Here is a 22,024-nt window from a genome sequence, read left to right on the forward strand (position 1 = left end):
AGCGTTAGGATCTGGCTGCTGGCGCGGGTTCACCCAGTAGCCGTCCCATGGCTCCCTGTAACCCCATGTCCTGTAGCACTTTCAGCTCACCTGCGGTTTCAACGCGTTCAGCGATAAGCGGCAGGGCAATACTATTGGTGGCACGATACAGTGCTTCGATAAACATTTGCTTATCGCTTTCCTGATCGATATTACGGATGTAGCTGCCATCAACTTTCAGGTAAGCCAGCCCCCATTGGGACAGGTTGCCGATCATATTAAAGCGTCCACCAAAATGCTGGAGCCCCAGCGCACAGCCATGCTCATTCAATAATTTGATTAAAGCTTCCAGTTGGGCGCTGTCTGGCAATTGATTCTCATCCAGTTCCAGAATCAGTCGACTGGCAACATCGGGCTGATGTTTTAGCGGAGCAAGCAAATCGGCGAGCAGGTGGCGATTCAGGACGGTGGCGCCGGACAGGCTCAGCGCGAGGTTGCCGTCGTGCTGGCGCAAATAATCCAACACTTCGCGCAGCATTGTCTGATCCAGACGCGTATCCCAGCCAAAGCGTTGGATCCACGGCAGGAAACGGCCCGCGGCGATACTGTTTCCTTGCTCATCCTGAATACGCGCTAGTACCTTGTGATGCAGCACCTGACTGGGATCGTCACACGCGACGACGGGTTGCAGGAAAAGCTGCAAGCGTTCCTGTTCAAGGATCGGATCGAGCAGGTTAAACCATCTATGGCGATCGGTTTCGATCTGTTCGGCACTGACGGATGGGATCTCGCGAGGGGCGGTGGTATCGGTATTGCTTTCGGCTTGTGTGAGCGCCTGATCGCCCTGAATAAACAGGGATTGTGCGGTGTCGCCGGGACGGAAAGGCACCATACCGAATTGGGCGACAGGGGAGACGTCGGTTTCGCCCGTCAGATGCAACGTTTCGATATTGCGCGCCAGTTCGCCAATCAGTGCATAGGCTTCTTTATCGACCAGCCCTGGACAGAACAGCGCAAATTCTCCCCCGCGGATACGTGCCAGAAGACTTTCTGTATTCGTATGCTGCTTTTGTGTTTTACGCAGAATATGCCCAACAGAGGCTAACAGCGCATCGGTACGCTGGCCGCCCAGTCGCTGATTCATCCCCGCCAGATCCTGAACGCGAAGCATAATAAGGAAGCCGGGTGCCGTCTCTTCATCAGCCAGCTTATCGTTGAACTGCATGTCAAACGCACGACGGTTATTTAATCCGGTTTGTGGATCCTGATAGGCATCCTGACGTAAGCGCTCGCTCCGTTCGGCTTCTTCTTCAAACAGTGTTTTGAGCTTGCTGACCATCAGATTCATCGCCTGTGCGACACGGCGGAATTCCGGCGTATTGGGTAAATCCGGCTGGCTAAGGAACTCTCGACGGGTAATCGCCAGCGACTGATCGACAATATAATCGAGGGGGCGTAACTGGCGGCGCAGGAACAGCGCGCCAATAAACACGCCCAGCGTGCCGCAGCCGAGCAGCCACAGGAAGGTTGCGGTACTGCTGCGCCACAGTCGGGTCACCGCGAACATCGGGTGGCTGATAACTTCGACTTTTGCTGCCTGTTCCCAGCCGCGCATCACGATGGCTTCGCCCGCGCCGGGTTGCAGGTTCACTAACCGGACAAACCAGCCCGGTACGTCAGGGATATCCGGCGATGCAGTACGCTCCAGCGTGACGTTGCCGGTTTTTAAATCCCGCACGCGAATACTGGAAAAATAGCCGCTGTCGAAAATCGAGCTGACCATCAGTTCGACCATGGCTGGATCATCGATATTCGGCGTCAGGGAAAGCCCAAGCGCGGTGGCGGCATCCTGAGCGTGAGAGTGAAGCTGGTTGTTGTACTGTTCACGCGAATTTTCCAGACTGACGAAAAAGCTCCCGCTGAAAATGATTAGCACAAACAGGCAGATGGCTATCAGTAGTTGTTTGTATAGAGACATAGCCTACCCTTACTCCTCAATTGAAAACCCTTCGGCACGCATTTTGGTTAATACATCCTGCCAGCGTGAAAGTCGTTTACTGTCACCGACGCGTTTGTTGCTGCCGCTGGCTCCGGGCAGCCAGAGGCCACCGCCATTAAAGGCGTACACCGGAACTAAATCAGTGCGCTCTGTCGCGGGTTGGATCTTGTCGGTCAGATTATCCAGCACCAGCGGAATCGAGGTGGGCGTTGGATAATAGGTGACCACCATATGCGCCTTATTCAGACGCAGGGCTTTAACATAGGTAATACGTAATTTATCCGCCGGGACGCCTAAATGGCGCAGCGTAAAATACTTGGCGAGCGCGTAATCTTCGCAGTCCCCGGCACCTTTACGTAGCGCCTCAATCGGGGTTGCCCAATAATCTTCCTGATTCCAAACGACAATATCATCACGGAACAGCATGCGGTCATTAAAAAATTGGTTCACGCTACTGAGTAGAACCTTTTCCTCTTTATTGCGGGAAGTGGCCAACAGCGTCTGCCACTCGTCTATTCGGCGGCGAGCATCGGGCGTTGCCGGGCCATAAAGCTGCTCGGTACGCTGATTGATGGTAATAAAATCCCAGTCCGCGCGCAGAGAACCCGCCAGCAGAAACAGCAGACAGCTAATAAAGAAGAGCTTGTAACTGGAGAGTCTGAACCTGGGGAGTCGCACTGAGGTTTCTCTGTTTACCTTGCGAGGTGCATGTGGCGAGTGAATTCGATGCAGAATAGCGTACTTTCACAGGCCCCAAAAGCATATATACCCTAAATAATTCGAGTTTCAGGCAGGCGGCAAGAGAAGGACAAATTCGTCGGGAACGAATTTGACCAGCCAACGGCTGGCCTCCGGTGAGAGACAGGATGTCTCTCATTTCATCCCGATGAGCTTACTGAGGTAAGTGATTCGGGTGACTGACAAATTTGCCAGAGGCAGATTTGAACGCTGCTTGCAGCGGCCCCAACGGGGCGAGGTCCACGTGAGTGGGCCGAGTAGTGCAGCCAACGCACATGCAACTTGAAGTATGACGGGTATAGTGGTGAAAATGGTGGTTTGTCATAAACATGTAGAAGCATGAGGTAGTGGAATGCATTCAGATGTGACGAATGGCGATAACCTTAATTTAGGTAAACTGGTTTCCGAAACGAGAAATCCGGCAACGATGGCGTTGGATCAGCTCTCTACACTGGAGATGATGCACGCGTTTAATCAGGAAGATCGGAAAGTGCCTGAAGCTATTGCGCAGGTTTTACCTGCGATTGCCGAAGCGGTCGATCTGGCGACGGCTTCGCTACAGGCGGGTGGGCGGCTGATCTATCTGGGCGCGGGCACCAGCGGTCGTTTAGGCGTACTGGATGCTTCAGAATGTCCGCCAACATTTGGTGTACCACACGGGCTGGTTATCGGCCTGATTGCCGGTGGGCCGGGCGCGCTGCTGAAGGCGGTGGAAGGTGCGGAAGACGATCCCGCACTCGGTGAAGCGGATTTAAAAGCGCTGGATTTAACCGCTGTGGATATGGTGATCGGTCTTGCGGCATCAGGACGAACGCCTTATGTGATTGGCGCACTGCGCTATGCGCGTGATGTAGGCTGCCGGACGGCGGCGATCTCCTGCAATCCGCAATCGCCTATCGCACAGGAGGCGCAGGTGGCGATTTCTCCCGTCGTTGGCCCAGAAGCGTTAACGGGCTCCACGCGGCTTAAGTCTGGAACGGCACAAAAATTAGTCCTGAATATGATTTCTACCGGCGTAATGGTTAAGCTGGGGAAGGTGTACCAGAATTTGATGGTTGATGTGAAGGCAACCAACGTGAAACTGTTGGACAGGGCTTGCCGCATTGTCGTTGAAGCGACGGGTGCCGAGCGGGAAAAGGCGCGGCAGGCGCTGGTGCTGGCGGATAATGAAGTGAAGCCTGCCATTCTGATGCTTCTGGCGAATATTGATGTGGCAGCGGCGCGTGAGCGCCTGAAACAACACAACGGTTATCTGCGTGAGGCGCTGATTGGCGGATAACATTACCTTGGTGTAAGTCGGGAGAAACGTTTTGAGTGATAAGCGAGAGCAACGCATTGTTTTTTTTGATCTGGATGGCACGTTGCATCAGCAGGACATGTTTGGCAGCTTTTTGCGTTTTTTACTTCGTCGGCTGCCGCTAAATCTGGTTCTGGTTATCCCGCTATTGCCCGTTATCGGACTGGGTTTATTGATTCGCGGCCGTGCCGCGCGGTGGCCGATGAGCTGGCTGCTGTGGGCGATTACGTTTGGGCGCGATGAAGAGGAACTGGTTCAACTGGAAAAGCAGTTCGTCGGCGCGTTTCGTCATGATGTTATCCCGTTTCCGCAGGTTCAGCAGCGGCTGAAAACCTATCTTGAAGATAGTGACGCGCAGGTGTGGCTGGTGACCGGATCGCCGCAGCGGCTGGTCGAACAGGTCTATCACGATTCCCCTTTTCTGCCCGGTGTTCGCCTGATGGGGAGCCAGATTACACGCCGCTACGGCGGCTGGGTATTGACGTTGCGCTGTCTGGGGCATGAAAAAGTCGTTCAGATGGAGCAGCGTCTGGGCGCGCCGCTCAAACTCTACAGTGGCTACAGCGACAGTAAACAAGACAACCCGCTGCTCTATTTCTGCGAACACCGCTGGCGGGTGACCCCCGACGGTAGCCTGCAACAGCTGGAATGATTTTTTCATCCTTTCATCTGATTTTTCATCTCTCCATATAGATATAATGCGCCGCCAAAATGTGAATTGTTGAATGAGGAAATGTGAGTCGCGTGAGTAATGATGAATACTGGATGCGCTATGCATTGACGCTGGCTCAGCGTGCACAGGATGAAGGCGAAGTGCCAGTTGGTGCGGTGTTGGTGTTGGATAATGAAGCCATTGGCGAAGGGTGGAACCGACCCATCGGACATCACGATCCTACCGCGCACGCTGAGATTATGGCGCTGCGGCAGGGAGGGCAGGTGTTGCAGAATTATCGCCTGTTGGATACCACGCTGTATGTCACGTTGGAGCCCTGCATCATGTGCGCAGGCGCGATGATACACAGCCGTATTGGCCGTTTGGTTTACGGTGCATCAGATGAGAAAACCGGGGCGGCAGGGTCGCTGGTGGACATTCTGCGTCACCCTGGCATGAACCATCAGATCGTGATTGAATCCGGCATTCTGGCTGAGGAATGTTCTGCAACGCTCAGTACGTTCTTTCGCCTGCGCCGTGAGCAGCATAAAGCCCGTCGGGCGGCAGAGAAAAACGCCGCGCAGGAATAGCATATTGCCGCGCGTTTAAGAACCGAGATACATACGGCGCGACCACGGGCGAGGCACCCCTGCGGGAACCTCATCCCCGTGTTTCTTCTAACATGGGGATGAAGTGACTAGCACTCACGCAGGCGTTGCGGCGTTTTTCTTCCTTTATGTCGACTTATTCCGGCACCTTGTTGAGAGGAACGACCGGGTAGCCTTGTGCTATCTGAGTCTGTTGTTGCGCTTTCGTTTCTTTCTCTATCAGGTAACCTTCCAGACTCACCATATAACGTCGAATGTTTTCCACGTAGTTATAGGCTTCATGTCCGCGTGCATAGCCGTAGGTGGTTTGCGTGTAGTAGCGCTTTTGGCTCAACATCGGCAGGCGCATCTTCACATCAACCCAACTATCGGGGTTACCCTTCTGTTTTTCAGTCAATTTACGCGCGTCAAGCAGATGGGCGTACCCCATGTTGTAGGACGCCAGCGCAAACCAGATTTTTTCATCTTCCGGGATGGTGTCCGGCATTTTCTGCATCATATGCGACATGTACTGCGCGCCGCCGCGAATGCTTTGTTCCGGGTCGACGCGATCGGTCACGTTCAGGCTTTCTGCGGTGTTGCGTGTGAGCATCATCAGCCCACGCACGCCGGTCGGTGATGTCGCCTGTGGGTTCCAGTGTGACTCCTGATAGGAGATGGCGGCCAGCAGCTTCCAGTCGATTTCGGTAGCATATTTTTCAAATAGAGGGCGTAAATCCGGCAACGTTTCATCAATCGCACTCAAGAACGTGGTGGTATCGACATAGTCAAACTCGCCAACGTGGCCGAGATATTTCTCCTCCAGACGCGCGAGCGTGCCGTCTTCGACAATCTGGCTGAAGAAGTCCAGCAGCGCGGCAGATAGGCTGTCATCGTGCGAACGGCGCATATACCAGGTGACGGGCTCTTCGTCACTGAGATCGAAGGCGACGGCGAGCTGCGGATGAATTCGCTGCATCAAGCCAATGGTGACGGAATCCCCCAGCGTGTAGTCCAGCTTGCCGTCAGCAACCTGCTTGAGTAATTCTTGCGTGCTCTGGTCGGAGGCCGATTCCCAACTGAGCTGCGGGTATTTCTCTGCCTTGAGATCGCGCAGGGTCGCCGCGTGCGCTGAACCGGATGTAACGACGAGTCGGCCTTGCAGCTTATCCAGCGTTTTTGGACGAGGCGAGCCGAGGCGGTAGACCATCTGTTGTGAAATGGAATAGTAGGTTGGGCCAGCACGGAAGCGTTCCAGACGCTCATGATTGTAAATTAGCCCTGAGGCCAGCAGATCGGCATCGTCACCGTCCAGATCGTCAAACAGTTCGTCAAGGTTCTTGCGTGACGAGACCACCAGCTTGACGCCGAGGTAGTCGGCGAAACGTTTTGCCAGTTCATAATCCAGACCTGTCGGGGATCCGTTGCTCATTGCATAAGTCAGCGGTGAATTGACCGTACTGATACGCAACTCACCGCGTGAGAGGATCTGCCTGAGCTGAGCATCCTGGCTACTGCGCCAGGGAATACTAGGCCATAGCGCTAACGCCAGCAGTAACGTGATAATCCCGATGAAAAAATAATTTAATTTTAAAGGCTTCAAATAGTTATCTCTCGGCGGCCGTATGGCCTGTCTGTCTGTAACGGCAGTTTTTTTATACGTCATTTCCCAGAGTGGGGGCATTTTGCTTAACAAACCGCCAGTGTGCAACTTTTATTGATTTGGTCACCGATTAATCATTCTCCTCATGCGAAGTGAAATTATCGCCACGCAAACGGTTTCGTCCGGGGGAAGGATTCTCTATAATGTGCGCGTTTCCCCCCTGTTGTGCCCAATGGCTGTATCGCAGCCAGTGCATCGAAGACGAGAGAACTTTAGATTATGGAAATACTGCGTGGTTCACCTGCTTTATCGGCTTTTCGTATTAATAAATTGCTGGTCCGCTGCAAAGAGCACGTTTTGCCGGTCAGCGATATCTATGCTGAATACGTACATTTCGCCGATGTCAGCGCCCCGCTGAACAACGATGAACAGGCCAAACTGACACGTTTGCTGAAGTATGGTCCTTCTCTCGCGGAGCACGAGCCGCAAGGCCATCTGTTACTGGTCACGCCGCGTCCCGGCACGATTTCCCCGTGGTCTTCTAAAGCAACGGATATCGCCCATAACTGTGGATTAAGCAAGGTACTGCGTCTGGAACGCGGTCTGGCTTTCTATATTCATGCGCCTACGCTGAGCGATGAACAGTGGCAGCAACTGGGGGCATTGCTGCATGACCGGATGATGGAAAGCGTATTCAGCGACCTGAAACAGGCCGAAGCGCTGTTCTCTCATCATCAGCCTGCACCTTTCAAACGCGTCGAAATTCTGCTGCAAGGGCGTCAGGCGTTGGAAGACGCGAACGTCCGTCTGGGACTGGCACTGGCGGAAGATGAAATTGATTATCTGCTGGAAGCCTTCACCAAACTGGGCCGCAATCCTAACGATATCGAATTGTATATGTTCGCACAGGCGAACTCTGAACACTGCCGCCACAAGATTTTTAACGCTGATTGGGTGATCGACGGCGTTGCTCAGCCGAAGTCACTGTTCAAAATGATCAAAAACACCTTTGAACACACGCCCGATCACGTTCTCTCTGCCTATAAAGATAACGCTGCTGTCATGGAAGGTTCCGCCGTCGGCCGTTTCTACACTGATACCAAAGGGCAATATGCTTACCATCAGGAAGATGCACATATCCTGATGAAGGTTGAAACGCATAACCACCCAACCGCGATTTCTCCGTGGCCGGGCGCAGCAACAGGGTCTGGTGGTGAAATTCGTGATGAAGGCGCAACAGGTCGTGGCTCCAAGCCGAAAGCGGGTCTGGTGGGCTTTTCTGTATCGAACCTGCGTATTCCTGGCTTTATTCAGCCGTGGGAAGAAGAAGAGTTCGGCAAGCCAGAGCGTATTGTCAGCGCGCTGGATATCATGACCGAAGGCCCACTGGGCGGCGCGGCATTCAACAATGAATTTGGCCGTCCTGCACTGACGGGTTATTTCCGTACTTATGAAGAACGTGTCGATAGCCACAATGGCACAGAACTGCGTGGCTACCACAAACCGATCATGCTGGCGGGCGGTATTGGCAACATCCGCGCCGATCACGTTAAGAAAGGTGAAATCAGCGTCGGCGCCAAGCTGATTGTGCTGGGCGGGCCGTCCATGAATATCGGTCTGGGCGGTGGTGCCGCTTCCTCTATGGCATCGGGCCAGTCTGATGCGGATCTGGATTTTGCTTCTGTACAGCGCGATAACCCGGAAATGGAGCGCCGCTGTCAGGAAGTGATCGATCGCTGCTGGCAATTAGGTGAAGCCAACCCGATCCTGTTCATTCACGATGTCGGTGCGGGTGGCTTGTCCAACGCGATGCCGGAGCTGGTGAGCGACGGTGGCCGCGGTGGTCGTTTTGAACTGCGCGATATTCTGAATGACGAGCCGGGCATGAGCCCGCTGGAAGTCTGGTGTAATGAATCGCAGGAGCGCTACGTTCTGGCCGTTGCGCCAGAGCAGTTGGCACAGTTTGATGAGATTTGCCGCCGTGAACGCGCACCTTATGCGGTGATTGGCGAGGCGACGGAAGAACTGCATCTGACGATGAACGATCGTCACTTTAACAACAAGCCTATCGATTTGCCGCTGGACGTGCTGCTGGGCAAAACGCCGAAAATGCTGCGTGATGTTGAACGCAAGCAGGTTGAAGGTACACCGCTACAGCGTGATGAAATCTATCTGGCCGAAGCGGTCGAGCGCGTGCTGCATTTGCCTGTGGTGGCAGAAAAAACCTTCCTGATCACCATTGGCGACCGCTCTGTTACTGGCATGGTCGCGCGCGATCAGATGGTTGGCCCGTGGCAGGTTCCGGTGGCTGACTGTGCGGTGACGACCGCCAGCCTTGACAGCTATTACGGCGAGGCGATGTCTATTGGCGAACGTGCGCCAGTTGCGCTGCGTAACTTCGCGGCCTCTGCGCGTTTGGCCGTCGGTGAAGCGCTGACCAACATTGCTGCTACGCACATTGGCCCGCTGACTCGCGTTAAGCTGTCTGCGAACTGGATGGCGGCAGCGGGGCATCCGGGTGAAGATGCCGGTCTGTATGAAGCGGTGAAAGCCGTGGGTGAGGAGCTGTGTCCGGCGCTGGGTCTGACGATCCCGGTGGGTAAAGATTCCATGTCGATGAAAACCCGCTGGCAGGAAGAGGGTGAAGATCGCGCGGTCACCTCGCCGATGTCGCTGGTGATCTCTGCGTTTGCTCGTGTAGAAGACGTGCGTAACACGGTCACACCACAGCTGCGTACCGGACAGGATAATGCACTGCTGCTGATCGATTTGGGCGCAGGCAATAAAGCGCTGGGCGCGACGGCGCTGGCGCAGGTTTATCGTCAGTTGGGTCGTAAGACGGCAGATGTGCATAGTCCAGAACAACTGGCGGGCTTCTTTAATGCTATGCAGCAGCTGGTTGCGGATAAGGCGCTTCTGGCTTACCACGACCGTTCAGACGGCGGCCTGCTGGTTACGCTGGCTGAGATGGCGTTTGCTGGCCACTGTGGCATTACTGTCGATATCGCTTCTCAGGGCGAGGATACGCTGGCGACGCTGTTTAACGAAGAGCTTGGTGCTGTCATTCAGATCCCGGTTGCACGCCGTGCTGAAGTGAATGCGGTTCTGGCACTGCATGGTCTGGCGGACTGCGTGCATTATCTCGGTCAGGCTGAAGAAGGAACACGTTTCACCATCAATAAGGGTGCAGAAGCGATTTATCAGGAAAGCCGTTCAACGCTGCGTCGCTGGTGGGCAGAAACCAGCTGGCAGATGCAGCGCCTGCGCGATAACCCGCAGTGTGCCGATCAGGAACATATCGCCAGACAGGATGATAACGATCCCGGCCTTAACGCGGCGCTGACCTTCAATCCACAGGAAGATATCGCAGCACCTTATATTGCGAAGAATGTCCGGCCTAAAGTGGCTGTCCTGCGTGAGCAGGGGGTTAACTCTCACGTAGAAATGGCGGCGGCATTCCACCGCGCTGGCTTTGATGCCATTGACATCCATATGAGTGACCTGCTGGCGAATCGCCGTAACTTGCAGGATTTCCAGGCTTTGGTTGCCTGCGGTGGCTTCTCTTATGGTGACGTGCTGGGAGCTGGCGAAGGTTGGGCGAAGTCCATTCTGTTCAACTCTCGCGTTCGCGATGAATTCGCGGAATTTTTCCTGCGTCCGCAGACGTTGGCGCTGGGTGTATGTAACGGTTGCCAGATGATGTCTAACCTGCGTGAACTGATTCCAGGTGCCGATCTCTGGCCGCGTTTTGTCCGCAATAAATCCGATCGCTTTGAAGCTCGCTTCAGCCTGGTCGAAGTGCAGAAAAGCCCGTCGCTGTTCATGAATGATATGGCTGGATCGCGCATGCCGATTGCCGTTTCACACGGAGAAGGTCAGGTTGAAGTCCGCGACGATGCCCATCTGGCGGCGATTGAAGAACACGGTCTGGTGGCGCTGCGTTACATCAACCACTACGGTCAGGTCACTGAGAACTATCCGGCTAACCCGAATGGCTCGCCAAACGGTATTACGGCGGTTACCAGCACCAGCGGTCGGGCAACGGTCATGATGCCGCACCCTGAGCGTGTGTTCCGTACTGTCAGTAACTCCTGGCACCCGGAAGAGTGGGGCGAGGATGGCCCGTGGATGCGTATGTTCCGCAATGCGCGCAGACAGCTGGGCTAAGCGAATATTAGTCAGATAAAGGGGCTTTGGCCCCTTTTTTACGTCCGTTCTTTCCGATTGTCGTTTTTTTGCGACGGACTGGTTTTTTGTTGTCTCTAATTGGTGACATTTAACATGTTGATTTATATGAGCGGCGTGACAGCGTTATAAAGCTGTCTGTTTTTAGCGACATAAATCGGCTTTTTTGCGCGTGTTACTATTATTGGCATTGCGGATAATGAGTTTTTCGGTAAAAGTTAAGATAAAAATTATTTATAATCAGTGTGTTAATTTTATTTATTGATAGTTGGCATGATAAGTGCAATATAACTCGTGTTGCTCATTCAACTGGTTATGATTGCGTTGCTGACTGGCAAATATTTTCGCTCATAACATCTGGAATGATGCCAAAAGAAAGGGTGCCTATCGTCCACCAGACCGATAACAGGGCGTGAAAACGAACGTTATCAAGCATCGGGCGACACGTTGAGTGAGGCACCGCCTATTCAGTCACGCGGCCAGAGGGAGCGATTCTTCTGGCCGCGTGACGTTTTACTCCCCTTCACCCCTCCTCCAGAGAATTCAATCCCCCTTTGATTGCTTGTTACGGCGCGACTGTTTACGGCGCAGACTTTCTGCGACGTTACATTGGTATTCATGCCGTATTGCGAAGCGTTGCGCATGTCGTAAGGGAAAACGTTGAACTTTTATAAGACTCGGTTAGCATCAATGCGGATTCGATAGGTAACGAGATGATTTCTTTGAAACGATGGCGTTTATTCCCGCGTTCCCTGCGGCAATTAGTAATTATGGCGTTCTTGTTGGTGCTGCTGCCGCTGCTGGTACTGGCCTATCAGGCTTACCAAAGTCTGAACATGCTGAGCGAACAGGCTGCCGATATCAACCGGACAACGCTGGCGGATGCCCGCCGCAGTGAGTCGATGACCAGCGTGGCGCTGGCGATGGAGCGTAGCTACCGGCAATACTGCGTATTGGACGATCAGACGCTGGCAACGCTCTACCAGAACCAGCGTAAACAGTATTCGCAAATGCTGGACTCCCACGCGCAGGTGTTGCCCGATCCCCGCTATTACCAAACACTGCGGCAGCTGCTTACTCAGCTCGGTGAGATACGCTGCCATAACAGCGGCCCGGAACAAACCGCCTCAAGCCTGCTGGAGGGGTTCTCTCGCGCGAACGGACAGATGGTGCAGGTGACACGCGACGTTGTTTTCTCTCGCGGGCAACAGCTTCAGCAGGCTATTTCCGAACGCGGCCAGTTCTTCGGCTGGCAGGCGTTGCTCTTATTTCTGGTCAGCGTGATGCTGGTGGTCCTCTTTACGCGGATGATTATCGGCCCGGTTAATGGCGTAGAGCGGATGATCAACCGCCTTGGTGAAGGCCGTTCGCTGGGGAACACCAGCACGTTCAAAGGCCCGCGTGAGATTCGGACGCTGGCGCAGCGCATTATCTGGCTGAGTGAGCGTCTGTCCTGGCTGGAATCGCAGCGGCATGAATTCTTACGCCATATCTCCCATGAACTCAAGACGCCGCTGGCGAGCTTGCGGGAAGGCACTGAGCTGCTTGCCGACGAGGTGGTTGGCCCACTGACTGCCGACCAGAAGGAGGTCGTCGCTATTCTTGATAGCAGCAGTCGCCACCTGCTACAGCTGATCGATCAACTGCTGGACTATAACCGCAAACTGGCGGATACACCGACCGAGCTGGAACGTGTTGAAATCGAAGAAATCGTCGATATCGTCGTATCGTCCCACAGTCTCCCCGCTCGTGCCAAAATGATTCATACCGATGTGACATTGGACATTGGGCACTGCTGGGCGGAGACGACGTTGTTGATGCGAGTGATTGATAATCTCTATTCCAATGCGGTGCACTACGGTAAGGAATCCGGTAACATTTGGATTTATAGCCGTCAGATTGGCAATCGCGTTCAGATTGATGTCGCCAACAGTGGTACGCCCATTCCCGACGCAGAGCGGGGTATGATTTTTGAGCCCTTTTATCAGGGAAGTCACCAGCGTCGTGGTGCGGTTAAAGGAAGTGGGTTGGGGCTGAGCATTGCGCGTGATTGCATTCGTCGTATGCGTGGTGAGCTTAGCCTGATTACCGTGGACTATGCTGATGTGTGTTTCCGTATCGAGCTGCCCTTATTGTCCGATAACGAATAGTCCGATAACGAATAAAGTCTGAGAATGAATAAATAATGAATGCATGGTTTATGAAGGGATGGTTTACGAATAGCGTATTTTCCCGCCTTTTGAAGGCGACGCTTATGTCGTCGCCACTCGTTTTAGCGGCGTGTAATAGCCATGTGAACCATGGCTCGGCCTTGCTGGAAGCAGAAACTGCCCCACCGAAAGAGCAGGTTGCGGATTTCCGTATCGCACAATGTGAACACCTGTGGCAGATAGACGATCGTGAATCCATGAATAATGCGCTTTACTGGTTGCGTGCGATGGACTGTGCCGGACGTTTGACACAATTCCAGGCTCGTGAGGAAGCCGGGCAGGTTGCGGGGGATAGCTGGGATAGCGCGTTTAAGCAGGGCATTCTGTTGGATAATGCCGGTATTACTCAGGTTGAGCGGCGTCAGGTGCTGGAACAGATCAATTTATACCGTTTGGCTTTCCCTGCGGCGCTGCGTCCGCTGATGCAAACCTGGCGTGACAGACAAACGCTGTTTCTGGCGCTGTCGGATGAACGCCTGCGCTATAAGCGTTTACAGGAATCCAGCGACAAACAGCTGGACGCCCTGCGTGTCCAGCAAAATCATCTGCAATACCAATTAGAAACGACCACGCAGAAACTGGAAAACTTGACGGATATTGAACGTCAACTGTCGTCGCGTAAGCAACTGTCGGGAGAAATGCCGGATAACGATACCGATCGTCGTAGCGGTACAGGTGTTAGAGACGGTTCGCGCAATTCGACAACGAAATCCAGAAGTGAGCCAGTGGATGCGGATGATACCTATACACCGCCGATGGAATCGCATACGGACAAACCGACGAAGAAGGAGTCAACAAGACAATGACAGCCCGAAAAACGGCGAGTTTATTGCTCGTGGATGATGACCCCAGTCTGCTGAAGCTATTGGGTATGCGCCTGACCAGCGAAGGATTTAGTGTGATGACAGCGGAGAGCGGCCAGGAAGCGCTGCGGTTGTTAACGCGTGAAACGTTCGATTTGGTGATCAGCGATCTTCGTATGGACGAGATGGATGGCATGGCGCTGTTTTCCGAAATTCAGCGCTATCAGCCGGGGATGCCGGTAATCATTTTAACCGCTCACGGTTCTATTCCCGATGCCGTTGCCGCCACGCAGCAGGGAGTATTTAGTTTCCTGACGAAGCCTGTTGACCGTGATGCGCTTTACAAAGCGATAGATGAAGCACTGGCGCTGTCCGCGCCAGCAGGTGATGAAAGCTGGCGTGAAACCATCGTGACGCGCAGCCCGATTATGTTACGCCTGCTGGAACAGGCCAGAATGGTTGCACAGTCGGATGTCAGCGTGTTGATTAATGGGCAGAGCGGAACCGGGAAAGAGGTGCTGGCTCAGGCCATTCATGCGGCAAGCCCGCGTGCGAAGAAAGCGTTTATTGCCATTAACTGCGGCGCGCTGCCGGAACCGTTGCTGGAATCTGAGTTGTTCGGTCATGCCAAAGGCGCTTTTACCGGTGCGGTGAGCAGCCGTGAGGGGCTTTTTCAGGCGGCGGAAGGCGGTACGCTGTTTTTAGATGAAATCGGCGATATGCCGCTGTCTCTGCAGGTTAAACTGTTACGTGTTCTGCAAGAGCGAAAAGTCCGCCCGCTGGGGAGCAACCGCGATCTGGATATCGACGTGCGGATTATTTCCGCCACGCACCGTGACTTACCAAAGGCGATGGCGAAAAACGAATTCCGCGAGGATCTGTATTATCGGCTCAACGTGGTGAATATGAAGCTGCCTGCGCTACATGAGCGTGCCGAAGATATTCCTCTGCTGGCAAATCATCTGCTGCGTGAATCCGCCAACCGCCACAAGCCTTTTGTGCGAACCTTTTCAACCGATGCGATGAAGCGCTTGATGACGGCAAGCTGGCCGGGTAACGTGCGTCAACTGGTGAATGTCATTGAACAGTGTGTGGCGCTGACCAGCGCGCCAGTCATAAGTGACGCGCTGGTTGAACAGGCGCTGGAAGGTGAAAATACGGCGCTGCCAACCTTTGTTGAAGCGCGCCACCAGTTTGAACTTAACTATCTGCGAAAGTTGTTACAGATCGCAAAAGGTAACGTGACGCAGGCTGCGCGAATGGCCGGGCGTAACCGAACGGAATTTTATAAACTGTTGGGCCGCCATGAATTGGATGCCAACGATTTTAAAGACTAGCGTTGATAGAATTGGCAGCACGCCTGCAGCGTGATGCGGGGTGGGTATGGATTGTCTGCCTGAGTTCTGACATGCTGCTCATTTGCTGATGCTCGGCTTTGGCCGCAACATAGATAACACAAAGGTTCCTCCATGAAGAAAATTGATGCGATTATTAAGCCGTTCAAACTGGACGATGTGCGTGAAGCGTTAGCTGAAGTGGGCATCACAGGGATGACGGTAACGGAAGTTAAAGGCTTTGGTCGTCAGAAAGGTCACACCGAGCTGTATCGCGGCGCAGAATACATGGTCGACTTTCTGCCAAAAGTAAAAATCGAAATTGTCGTGGCGGATGATATCGTCGATACCTGTGTAGAAACTATCACGCAGACCGCGCAGACGGGGAAAATCGGCGACGGTAAAATCTTTGTCTTTGATGTCGCGCGCGTAGTCCGTATTCGTACCGGTGAAGAGGACGAGGAAGCGATTTAATCGTCTCGCCTTACGTTGTTCCTTTTTAGAAGCCAGCCTCATCAGGCTGGCTTCTTCACATTTACTTCTACTCTACTTCTACTTCCCTTTCGGCGCGGTAGGCACCCAGCCTGCCAGCACTTTGTCTGCGGTGTATTCTGCTGCTTCCGCGTCGCTTAACTGGCGGCGCTGATCGTTTTTCTCTGCGCCTTTTCCGCTGGATTTATACTCGAAAAAGCGTGAGTCCTGAGGATGGAACCAGATTTTCTCGCCTTGTTTATCTTTGCCGGACATTTTGTCCCAGCCATAGATGTGGTCGTCCATGCTGGTGTTCAGGAAGACGGTCTGGCCGATAGCGTTAGGGTCGGCATAACGGCCATCTTCAAAGGTGGTCGTTGGATGCCATGGGCGACCCAAACCATAGCTTTTCGCTGGGACGTCTTTCTCTTTAATCACCCGGCTATTGGTAATGACCAGGCCATATTTTTGCTTAATGTCGGTGCTGGGGGCGGTGAGATAGCCGAGAGGCTGATCTTTCACGTCGGTACGGTTACGCGCGACGATGTCGCAATCGTCAAAGAGTGCGGTACCGTTGCCAAAGATGAAATCAACGGTGCCGCTGATACGGCATTGCGAGAAGAAGCTGCGCCCACCTTTCACATATAACGTGTCCTGATAGCCCGTCAGGCTGACATCATGAAACCATGCGCGATCGCTATTTTCAGCAACCAGCAGCGCAACGGCCTGCGAGTCTTTTAGCTTGGTGGGGTCGTCATTGGCTTTGGCCTGATTGGCCGGGTAATCGAAATCATTGCTGATGGTCAGAGAACGGGCGCTGAAATCGGGAGCATCGACCTTCACCGTGTTGCTGCCATAGGTTCCCCATTTGCTGCCATCGGGTTTGAGCGTGCCGGCTGCGGTTGTCGCGGTGATCACGGTGCCGTCACGGCTTTCGCCCTGTAGATGAATGTTAGGGCGTGTAATGGTCAGACGCTCGTGGTAGACGCCATTTTTCACATAGATAACAAACGGTGAGCTGTCTGCCGGTGCGCTGGCGATGGCTTCTGTAATGGTTTTGTAGGCGTTGGCGTCCCCTGCATTGGTGGAAACGAGAGCATTGTAGTCGGCTGCCTGCGCTAACGACCACGGTGAGGAAATTAGCATAGCTAAGGTCAGCGTTTTGCAGAGGTTTGAGGCTTTTATCATGTCCAGAGTCCTGTAATCGGTAAGGGAGGGTTTGTAACGCGCGGCAATGTGGCACCGCGCGGTTCTGTCTTATCGTTTTTCCTGACTGATAACTACTTGTGTTTGCTGACCGTTTTTTCTGCCAGCGACGCTAACGCAGGTTCTTGTCGGATGGCGTCAGCGACAATCTCAGCTACGGCGATAGCGCCTTTTTTCTGAAAATGGGTGGTATCTGGTTTGCTCAGGCTACCCGCCTGATCGCGATAGTAAGGATATTTTTTGGGATCGATCACCAGCCAATACTGTTTCCAATGATCGCTGTTACCTTGGTTCGCTAGAGCGATAGTGGCTGGTTCAATGTCCAGCAACACGACCTTATTATCTGCTGCCGTATCTTTGATGGTCTGGCTGTAATCGCCGACAAAGGCATAACCGTTTTCCGCGTTTTGTTTGGTGAAGTGGCTGTGTACCGCTGGCGTGCCGTTTTTGCCTTCAGCCGTTTTTACTCGGGTGGTTGGGGTAAGCAGAACCGGTGTGAGTTTATGCTGGCGGGCAAAGGTGATGTAACGCTCCAAGGATGTCTGGAATGACATATCGGCTTTTCCCTGTGGCGCCTGTTTTTTCCCTGTCGCATCGTTTGGATAAGTACAGAGGTTAGCGACGTCAGCTGGGCCACGTACCGCTTTTGCACTGTTGCAGTTTTGATCATTATGTCCCATTTGGATAAACAGGAAATCGCCTTCCTTCATCAGTGGCTGCATCTGGCGGAACCAGCCTTCGTAAAAATAGTCGCGTGAACTACGTCCGGCACGTGTGCCATTCACCACTTTGACGCCGCTGTTTTTACTGAACTGCTGTTCAAAAACCTGCCCCCATCCCATACGTGGGAAGCGCATTTTTTCATAGGTTGCCGCAGTTGAGTCGCCGACGATGAAAATGCGGGTTTGTGCTTTCTGGATTGCGTCCAGACTCTGGCGAGCAGAACGATAATCTAACGGTTCATAATCGCCTTTATTATTCAGGCCGACAATCGGATGGAATGCGCTGTCAGTCAAAACGGTATGGCCGGAGTAGCCCGTGTCGTTGTGATAATTTCGGTTATGGTTAATGACGCTGACGATTTTGGTAACGGCTTCCTGTTGGGCGGCAGAGTAGGTCAGGGGATCGAAACGTGTGGGGGCACTGATGCCAACCTGTTTTAGCGCGTCATTAAAACCGGCATGAAAATCGGCGTAGGCTTTTTTCCATTCTGCGGCGTCCATTTTTGGCGATGCCGTATCGTCCGTGAGCTGCTGTGGACCAATGTAGCCTGCGGCTACCGCGATGTCAGAGGTGATGCGGTCAGTCAGCGGGTTGATATTGGCGATATTTTCTTTACCGTCATGCATTGAAGGAGCGACGGCGGACAGGCAGATTGCACGGGAGATATTATTCAACAGGCAATTATTGCCGCCGGACTCAATGGCTAAAAGACGTAACGGCGGTGTCAGACCCGAGATATCAAGATGATATTTTCCTTGCTCATCGGTCTGTGTCTGCCGCTTCTGGCCCTGCTGGTCTCTGATAATGATGGTGGCAGGCAGGTGGATATCCCGTGCGGTGACATTACCCGATAAACCGGTTTTTTCACCCAGCGTTGAACCCGACAGCCATTTCGCGCTCTCTGGCGCGGCGGTCTGGTGTGCAGCGGCGGGGGTTTTAGCATTTACCAGTGTGAAAGGGGCGGAAAGTATCAGAGCTAAAGCCACACTTTCTGAAAAACGTTTTGCCATGGTTAGACATATCCCTTGTTGATTAATCGAAAACAGTTAATGAACCCAAGCGTTGTCAAAGGAAGGTCGCTGTTTTTTATCGTTCTTGTCACGGCCTTTAGAGAAAACGTCGGGGGCTTTATTGTGCACCCAAGCCGATTCAAGGGCGATGCCTAAACGCAGGTCCTTTTTGATGAAATAGCTATTCATTAAAAATGAAATGTTATTTTAATAAGGCGTGTTTTTTTGTGACCCACCTCTTTTTTAGCGGAGCGCTCGTGTGTCAGCACATAAAATTGTGATCGGTAAGGTATTTTTGGGAAGGGGGACGGTCTGAAAAATGAAAAAAGGCCGCAAAAGCGACCTTTGGGTTTGATCCGTTATCAATGAGGGTTAGACAACTTTATGCGGACCAAAACATTCGTAATGTAGCTGCTCAGCCGGGATCCCGATCGCCAGCAACTGCTGTGCGACAAACTGCATGAACACCACAGGGCCACACAGGTAATAGTGCATATCTGGCGTGGTCAATTCATCTTTTAGCGAGGCTAACTGCATCAATCCGCTGTGATGATAATCTTCGCCAGGGCGATCGGCCTGCTGTGGTTCGCGATACCAGATGTGATGCTGGAACTGCGGCAACGATTCTCCCGTTTGCTTGATTTCATCCGCAAACGCATGCGCCGAGCCGTTCTCTGCTGCGTGTAGCCATAACACTTTCGCCTGATGATCCTGTTGTTTTAGCGTATGCAGCATACCCAGCATAGGGGTTTGCCCTACGCCGCCGGAAATCAGGGCTACGGGTGTAGAGGCGGGGATATCAAGGAAGAAATCGCCGTGCGGAGCCGCCAGATGAATGATGTCGCCTTCGCGCGCGGTATCATGCAGATAGCCGGAAACGGTGCCTTGCGCTTCACGTTTAACCGCAATTCGGTAGGATTTCCCATTTGGCGCGTGGGTCAGAGAGTATTGGCGAATCTCCTGATTGGCAAAACTGTCATGTTTGACGTAAACCGCCAGATATTGACCTGCTTGAAAATCAGCAATAGGTTGGCCGTCGGTGGGTTCCAGCGTGAAGCTGGTAATGATGGAACTTTGCGGCTGCTTGTTCACAATGCGGAAAGGTCGCACGCCGCTCCAGCCGCCGTTTTTCGCTTCAGTGCTGCGGTAGATATCGCCTTCGCGCTGGATGAAGACATTCGCCAGCACGCCATAGGCTTTACCCCAGGCGTCCAGCACCTCCTGTCCTGGGCTAAACATTTCATCCAGCGTTGCCAATAAATGATTACCCACGATCTGATACTGATCGGCCTGAATGTTAAAGCTGGCGTGCTTCTGGGCGATACGCTCAACCGCAGGCAGCAGCGCGGCCAGGTTTTCGATATTCGTCGCATAAGCACAAATGGCATTGAACAACGCTTCCCGCTGATCGCCATTGCGCTGGTTGCTCATATTAAAAATATCTTTGAGCTCAGGATTGTGCGTAAACATGCGATCGTAAAAATGTGCGGTCAGTTTCGGGCCGGTTTCCGCCAGCAGAGGAATGGTCGATTTAACAATGGCGATAGTTTGGTTATCCAGCATGGTGACTCCCTATTTATTGGTATGACTTATAAGTTGTATTTTATATGCATCTTATTGGGTTTGTTCGCCGCTGTAAATTACCTTTTTGGTGGTAGGGGTTTTTAGGGAGGGCTAAAGGGAATAACATGAAGAAATAGCAGGTTGAGAATGAAGAAAAATCCGTTTAACACCGTACAGCTCATATTTGCTGAAGCCTTGTGCTGCCTGTAGCTAATCGTTTGCGTAAAAACCTCTGTCAAGACCTATCTTCATTAGGGAAAAACGGTTTACACTATACGCCATTCCCCAAGAGGGTAGCCCAATTCCCAAATGGGCCATCAATTCCCAGTATATTTATGTTAGCTGAGTCAGGAGATCCGGATGTTAAAGCGTGAAATGAACATTGCCGATTATGATGCCGACCTGTGGCAAGCAATGGAGCAAGAAGTGGTGCGTCAGGAAGAGCACATTGAACTGATTGCGTCAGAAAACTACACCAGCCCACGCGTTATGCAGGCTCAAGGGTCTCAGCTGACGAACAAGTATGCTGAAGGTTATCCGGGCAAACGTTACTACGGCGGCTGTGAGTATGTGGACATCGTTGAGCAACTGGCTATCGACCGTGCGAAGGCGTTGTTCGGTGCCGATTATGCCAACGTACAGCCGCACTCTGGCTCTCAGGCTAACTTTGCCGTTTACACCGCGCTGCTGCAGCCGGGCGACACCATTCTGGGGATGAATCTGGCGCACGGTGGTCACCTGACGCACGGTTCTCCGGTTAACCTGTCGGGCAAACTGTATAACGTTATTCCTTACGGTATCGATGAAAGCGGCAAAATTGACTACGACGAAATGGCTGAACTGGCGCGTACGCACAAGCCAAAAATGATCGTCGGCGGTTTCTCTGCTTACTCTGGCGTGGTTGACTGGGCGAAGATGCGTGAAATCGCTGACAGCATCGGCGCTTACCTGTTTGTCGATATGGCGCACGTTGCTGGCCTGATTGCCGCTGATGTTTACCCTAACCCGGTTCCTCATGCTCACATCGTGACCACGACGACGCACAAAACGCTGGCTGGCCCACGCGGTGGCCTGATTCTGGCGAAAGGCGGTGACGAAGAGCTGTACAAAAAGCTGAACTCTGCTGTTTTCCCTGGTGGTCAGGGTGGTCCGTTGATGCACGTTATCGCGGGTAAAGCGGTTGCGCTGAAAGAAGCCATGGAGCCTGAATTTAAGGTTTATCAGCAGCAGGTTGCGAAAAACGCCAAAGCGATGGTTGAAGTCTTCCTGTCACGTGGTTTCAACGTTGTTTCTGGTGGAACCAGCAACCACCTGTTCCTGCTGGATCTGGTTAGCAAAAACCTGACCGGTAAAGAAGCTGATGCTGCGCTGGGTCGTGCGAATATCACCGTAAACAAAAACAGCGTGCCTAACGATCCGAAGAGCCCGTTCGTGACTTCCGGTATCCGTATCGGTACGCCAGCGGCAACCCGTCGCGGCTTTAAAGAAGCGGAAGTGCGTGAACTGGCTGGCTGGATCTGTGATGTGTTGGATAACATCAACGACGAAGCGACCATTGAACGTGTGAAACAGAAAGTTCTGGATATCTGCGCCCGCTTCCCGGTTTACGCATAATTCGGCATTTTCTCTGACATCACTGTCGGAACACTTCCTAAACGCCAGCC

Annotated in this window: 15 protein-coding genes; 9 read left to right on the forward strand and 6 right to left on the reverse strand. The window is 53.0% G+C overall.

The genetic code is table 11. The features are described 5' to 3' along the window. Positions 1-4 precede the first annotated feature (4 nt). Together lapD and lapG are read right to left on the reverse strand one after the other, a co-directional pair. Positions 5-1,957 carry a cyclic di-GMP receptor LapD gene (lapD, locus tag I2D83_RS06375; protein ID WP_181829131.1) on the reverse strand — a complete coding sequence of 651 codons (1,953 nt, stop codon included), beginning with the start codon at positions 1,955-1,957 and terminating at the stop codon, positions 5-7. Positions 1,958-1,966: 9 nt separating this feature from the next. Next, on the reverse strand, positions 1,967-2,656 hold the full coding sequence (lapG, locus tag I2D83_RS06380) for a cysteine protease LapG (RefSeq protein ID WP_205947734.1): 690 nt from the start codon (positions 2,654-2,656) through the stop codon (positions 1,967-1,969). A 412-nt stretch (positions 2,657-3,068) separates the two neighbouring features. On the opposite strand from lapG, the gene murQ reads away from it, so the two are divergent. The 3 genes from murQ to tadA all read left to right on the forward strand — a co-directional run bounded on the left by murQ (position 3,069) and on the right by tadA (position 5,255). Next, entirely contained in the window at positions 3,069-3,995 is a 927-nt protein-coding gene (gene murQ, locus I2D83_RS06385) for an N-acetylmuramic acid 6-phosphate etherase (RefSeq protein ID WP_181848822.1), read from the forward strand. Positions 3,996-4,026: 31 nt separating this feature from the next. Continuing rightward, positions 4,027-4,665 carry a phosphatidylglycerophosphatase C gene (gene yfhb / locus I2D83_RS06390; protein ID WP_015841228.1) on the forward strand — a complete coding sequence of 213 codons (639 nt, stop codon included), beginning with the start codon at positions 4,027-4,029 and terminating at the stop codon, positions 4,663-4,665. Positions 4,666-4,778: 113 nt separating this feature from the next. After that, entirely contained in the window at positions 4,779-5,255 is a 477-nt protein-coding gene (tadA, locus tag I2D83_RS06395) for a tRNA adenosine(34) deaminase TadA (protein WP_220273805.1), read from the forward strand. 154 nt (positions 5,256-5,409) lie between these two features. Here tadA and mltF read toward each other — a convergent pair whose 3' ends face one another. Then, positions 5,410-6,936, reverse strand: a complete 1,527-nt coding sequence (gene mltF, locus I2D83_RS06400) for a membrane-bound lytic murein transglycosylase MltF (RefSeq protein ID WP_374190923.1) — start codon at positions 6,934-6,936, stop codon at positions 5,410-5,412. A gap of 198 nt (positions 6,937-7,134) precedes the next feature. Here mltF and purL point away from each other — a divergent pair, with 198 nt between their 5' ends. From purL to glnB, 5 genes are all read left to right on the forward strand, one after another. Further along, entirely contained in the window at positions 7,135-11,022 is a 3,888-nt protein-coding gene (gene purL, locus I2D83_RS06405; RefSeq protein ID WP_205947735.1) for a phosphoribosylformylglycinamidine synthase, read from the forward strand. 731 nt (positions 11,023-11,753) lie between these two features. Next, the gene (locus I2D83_RS06410) at positions 11,754-13,190 is read left to right on the forward strand and encodes a sensor histidine kinase (RefSeq protein ID WP_180779488.1); all 1,437 of its coding nucleotides are present in this window, start codon (positions 11,754-11,756) and stop codon (positions 13,188-13,190) included. Between the two features lie 35 nt (positions 13,191-13,225). After that, positions 13,226-14,056: a two-component system QseEF-associated lipoprotein QseG gene (gene qseG / locus I2D83_RS06415; protein WP_015841223.1), complete on the forward strand. Its 831-nt coding sequence runs from the start codon at positions 13,226-13,228 to the stop codon at positions 14,054-14,056. Next, positions 14,053-15,390 carry a two-component system response regulator GlrR gene (glrR, locus tag I2D83_RS06420; protein WP_015841222.1) on the forward strand — a complete coding sequence of 446 codons (1,338 nt, stop codon included), beginning with the start codon at positions 14,053-14,055 and terminating at the stop codon, positions 15,388-15,390. Before qseG ends, glrR begins: the two co-directional genes overlap by 4 nt. A 132-nt stretch (positions 15,391-15,522) precedes the next feature. Further along, positions 15,523-15,861: a nitrogen regulatory protein P-II gene (gene glnB / locus I2D83_RS06425; RefSeq protein WP_015841221.1), complete on the forward strand. Its 339-nt coding sequence runs from the start codon at positions 15,523-15,525 to the stop codon at positions 15,859-15,861. Positions 15,862-15,939: 78 nt separating this feature from the next. Here glnB and pemA read toward each other — a convergent pair whose 3' ends face one another. The 3 genes from pemA to hmpA all read right to left on the reverse strand — a co-directional run bounded on the left by pemA (position 15,940) and on the right by hmpA (position 20,360). Next, complete coding sequence (gene pemA / locus I2D83_RS06430) at positions 15,940-17,046, reverse strand: pectinesterase PemA (RefSeq protein ID WP_180779490.1); 1,107 nt, start codon at positions 17,044-17,046, stop codon at positions 15,940-15,942. Between the two features lie 92 nt (positions 17,047-17,138). After that, a complete protein-coding gene (paeY, locus tag I2D83_RS06435; RefSeq protein WP_205947736.1) occupies positions 17,139-18,797 on the reverse strand; it encodes a pectin acetylesterase PaeY in 1,659 nt (552 codons plus the stop codon). Positions 18,798-19,169: 372 nt separating this feature from the next. Then, positions 19,170-20,360 carry an NO-inducible flavohemoprotein gene (gene hmpA, locus I2D83_RS06440; RefSeq protein ID WP_205947737.1) on the reverse strand — a complete coding sequence of 397 codons (1,191 nt, stop codon included), beginning with the start codon at positions 20,358-20,360 and terminating at the stop codon, positions 19,170-19,172. Positions 20,361-20,720: 360 nt separating this feature from the next. Between hmpA and glyA the strand changes: the two genes are divergently transcribed. After that, positions 20,721-21,974 (forward strand): serine hydroxymethyltransferase, encoded by a 1,254-nt coding sequence (gene glyA / locus I2D83_RS06445; protein ID WP_010280106.1) that lies wholly within the window; start codon positions 20,721-20,723, stop codon positions 21,972-21,974. The last annotated feature ends 50 nt before the right edge of the window (positions 21,975-22,024 follow it).

Origin of the sequence: Pectobacterium aroidearum, assembly GCF_015689195.1 — a bacterium.
Taxonomy (GTDB): domain Bacteria; phylum Pseudomonadota; class Gammaproteobacteria; order Enterobacterales; family Enterobacteriaceae; genus Pectobacterium; species Pectobacterium aroidearum.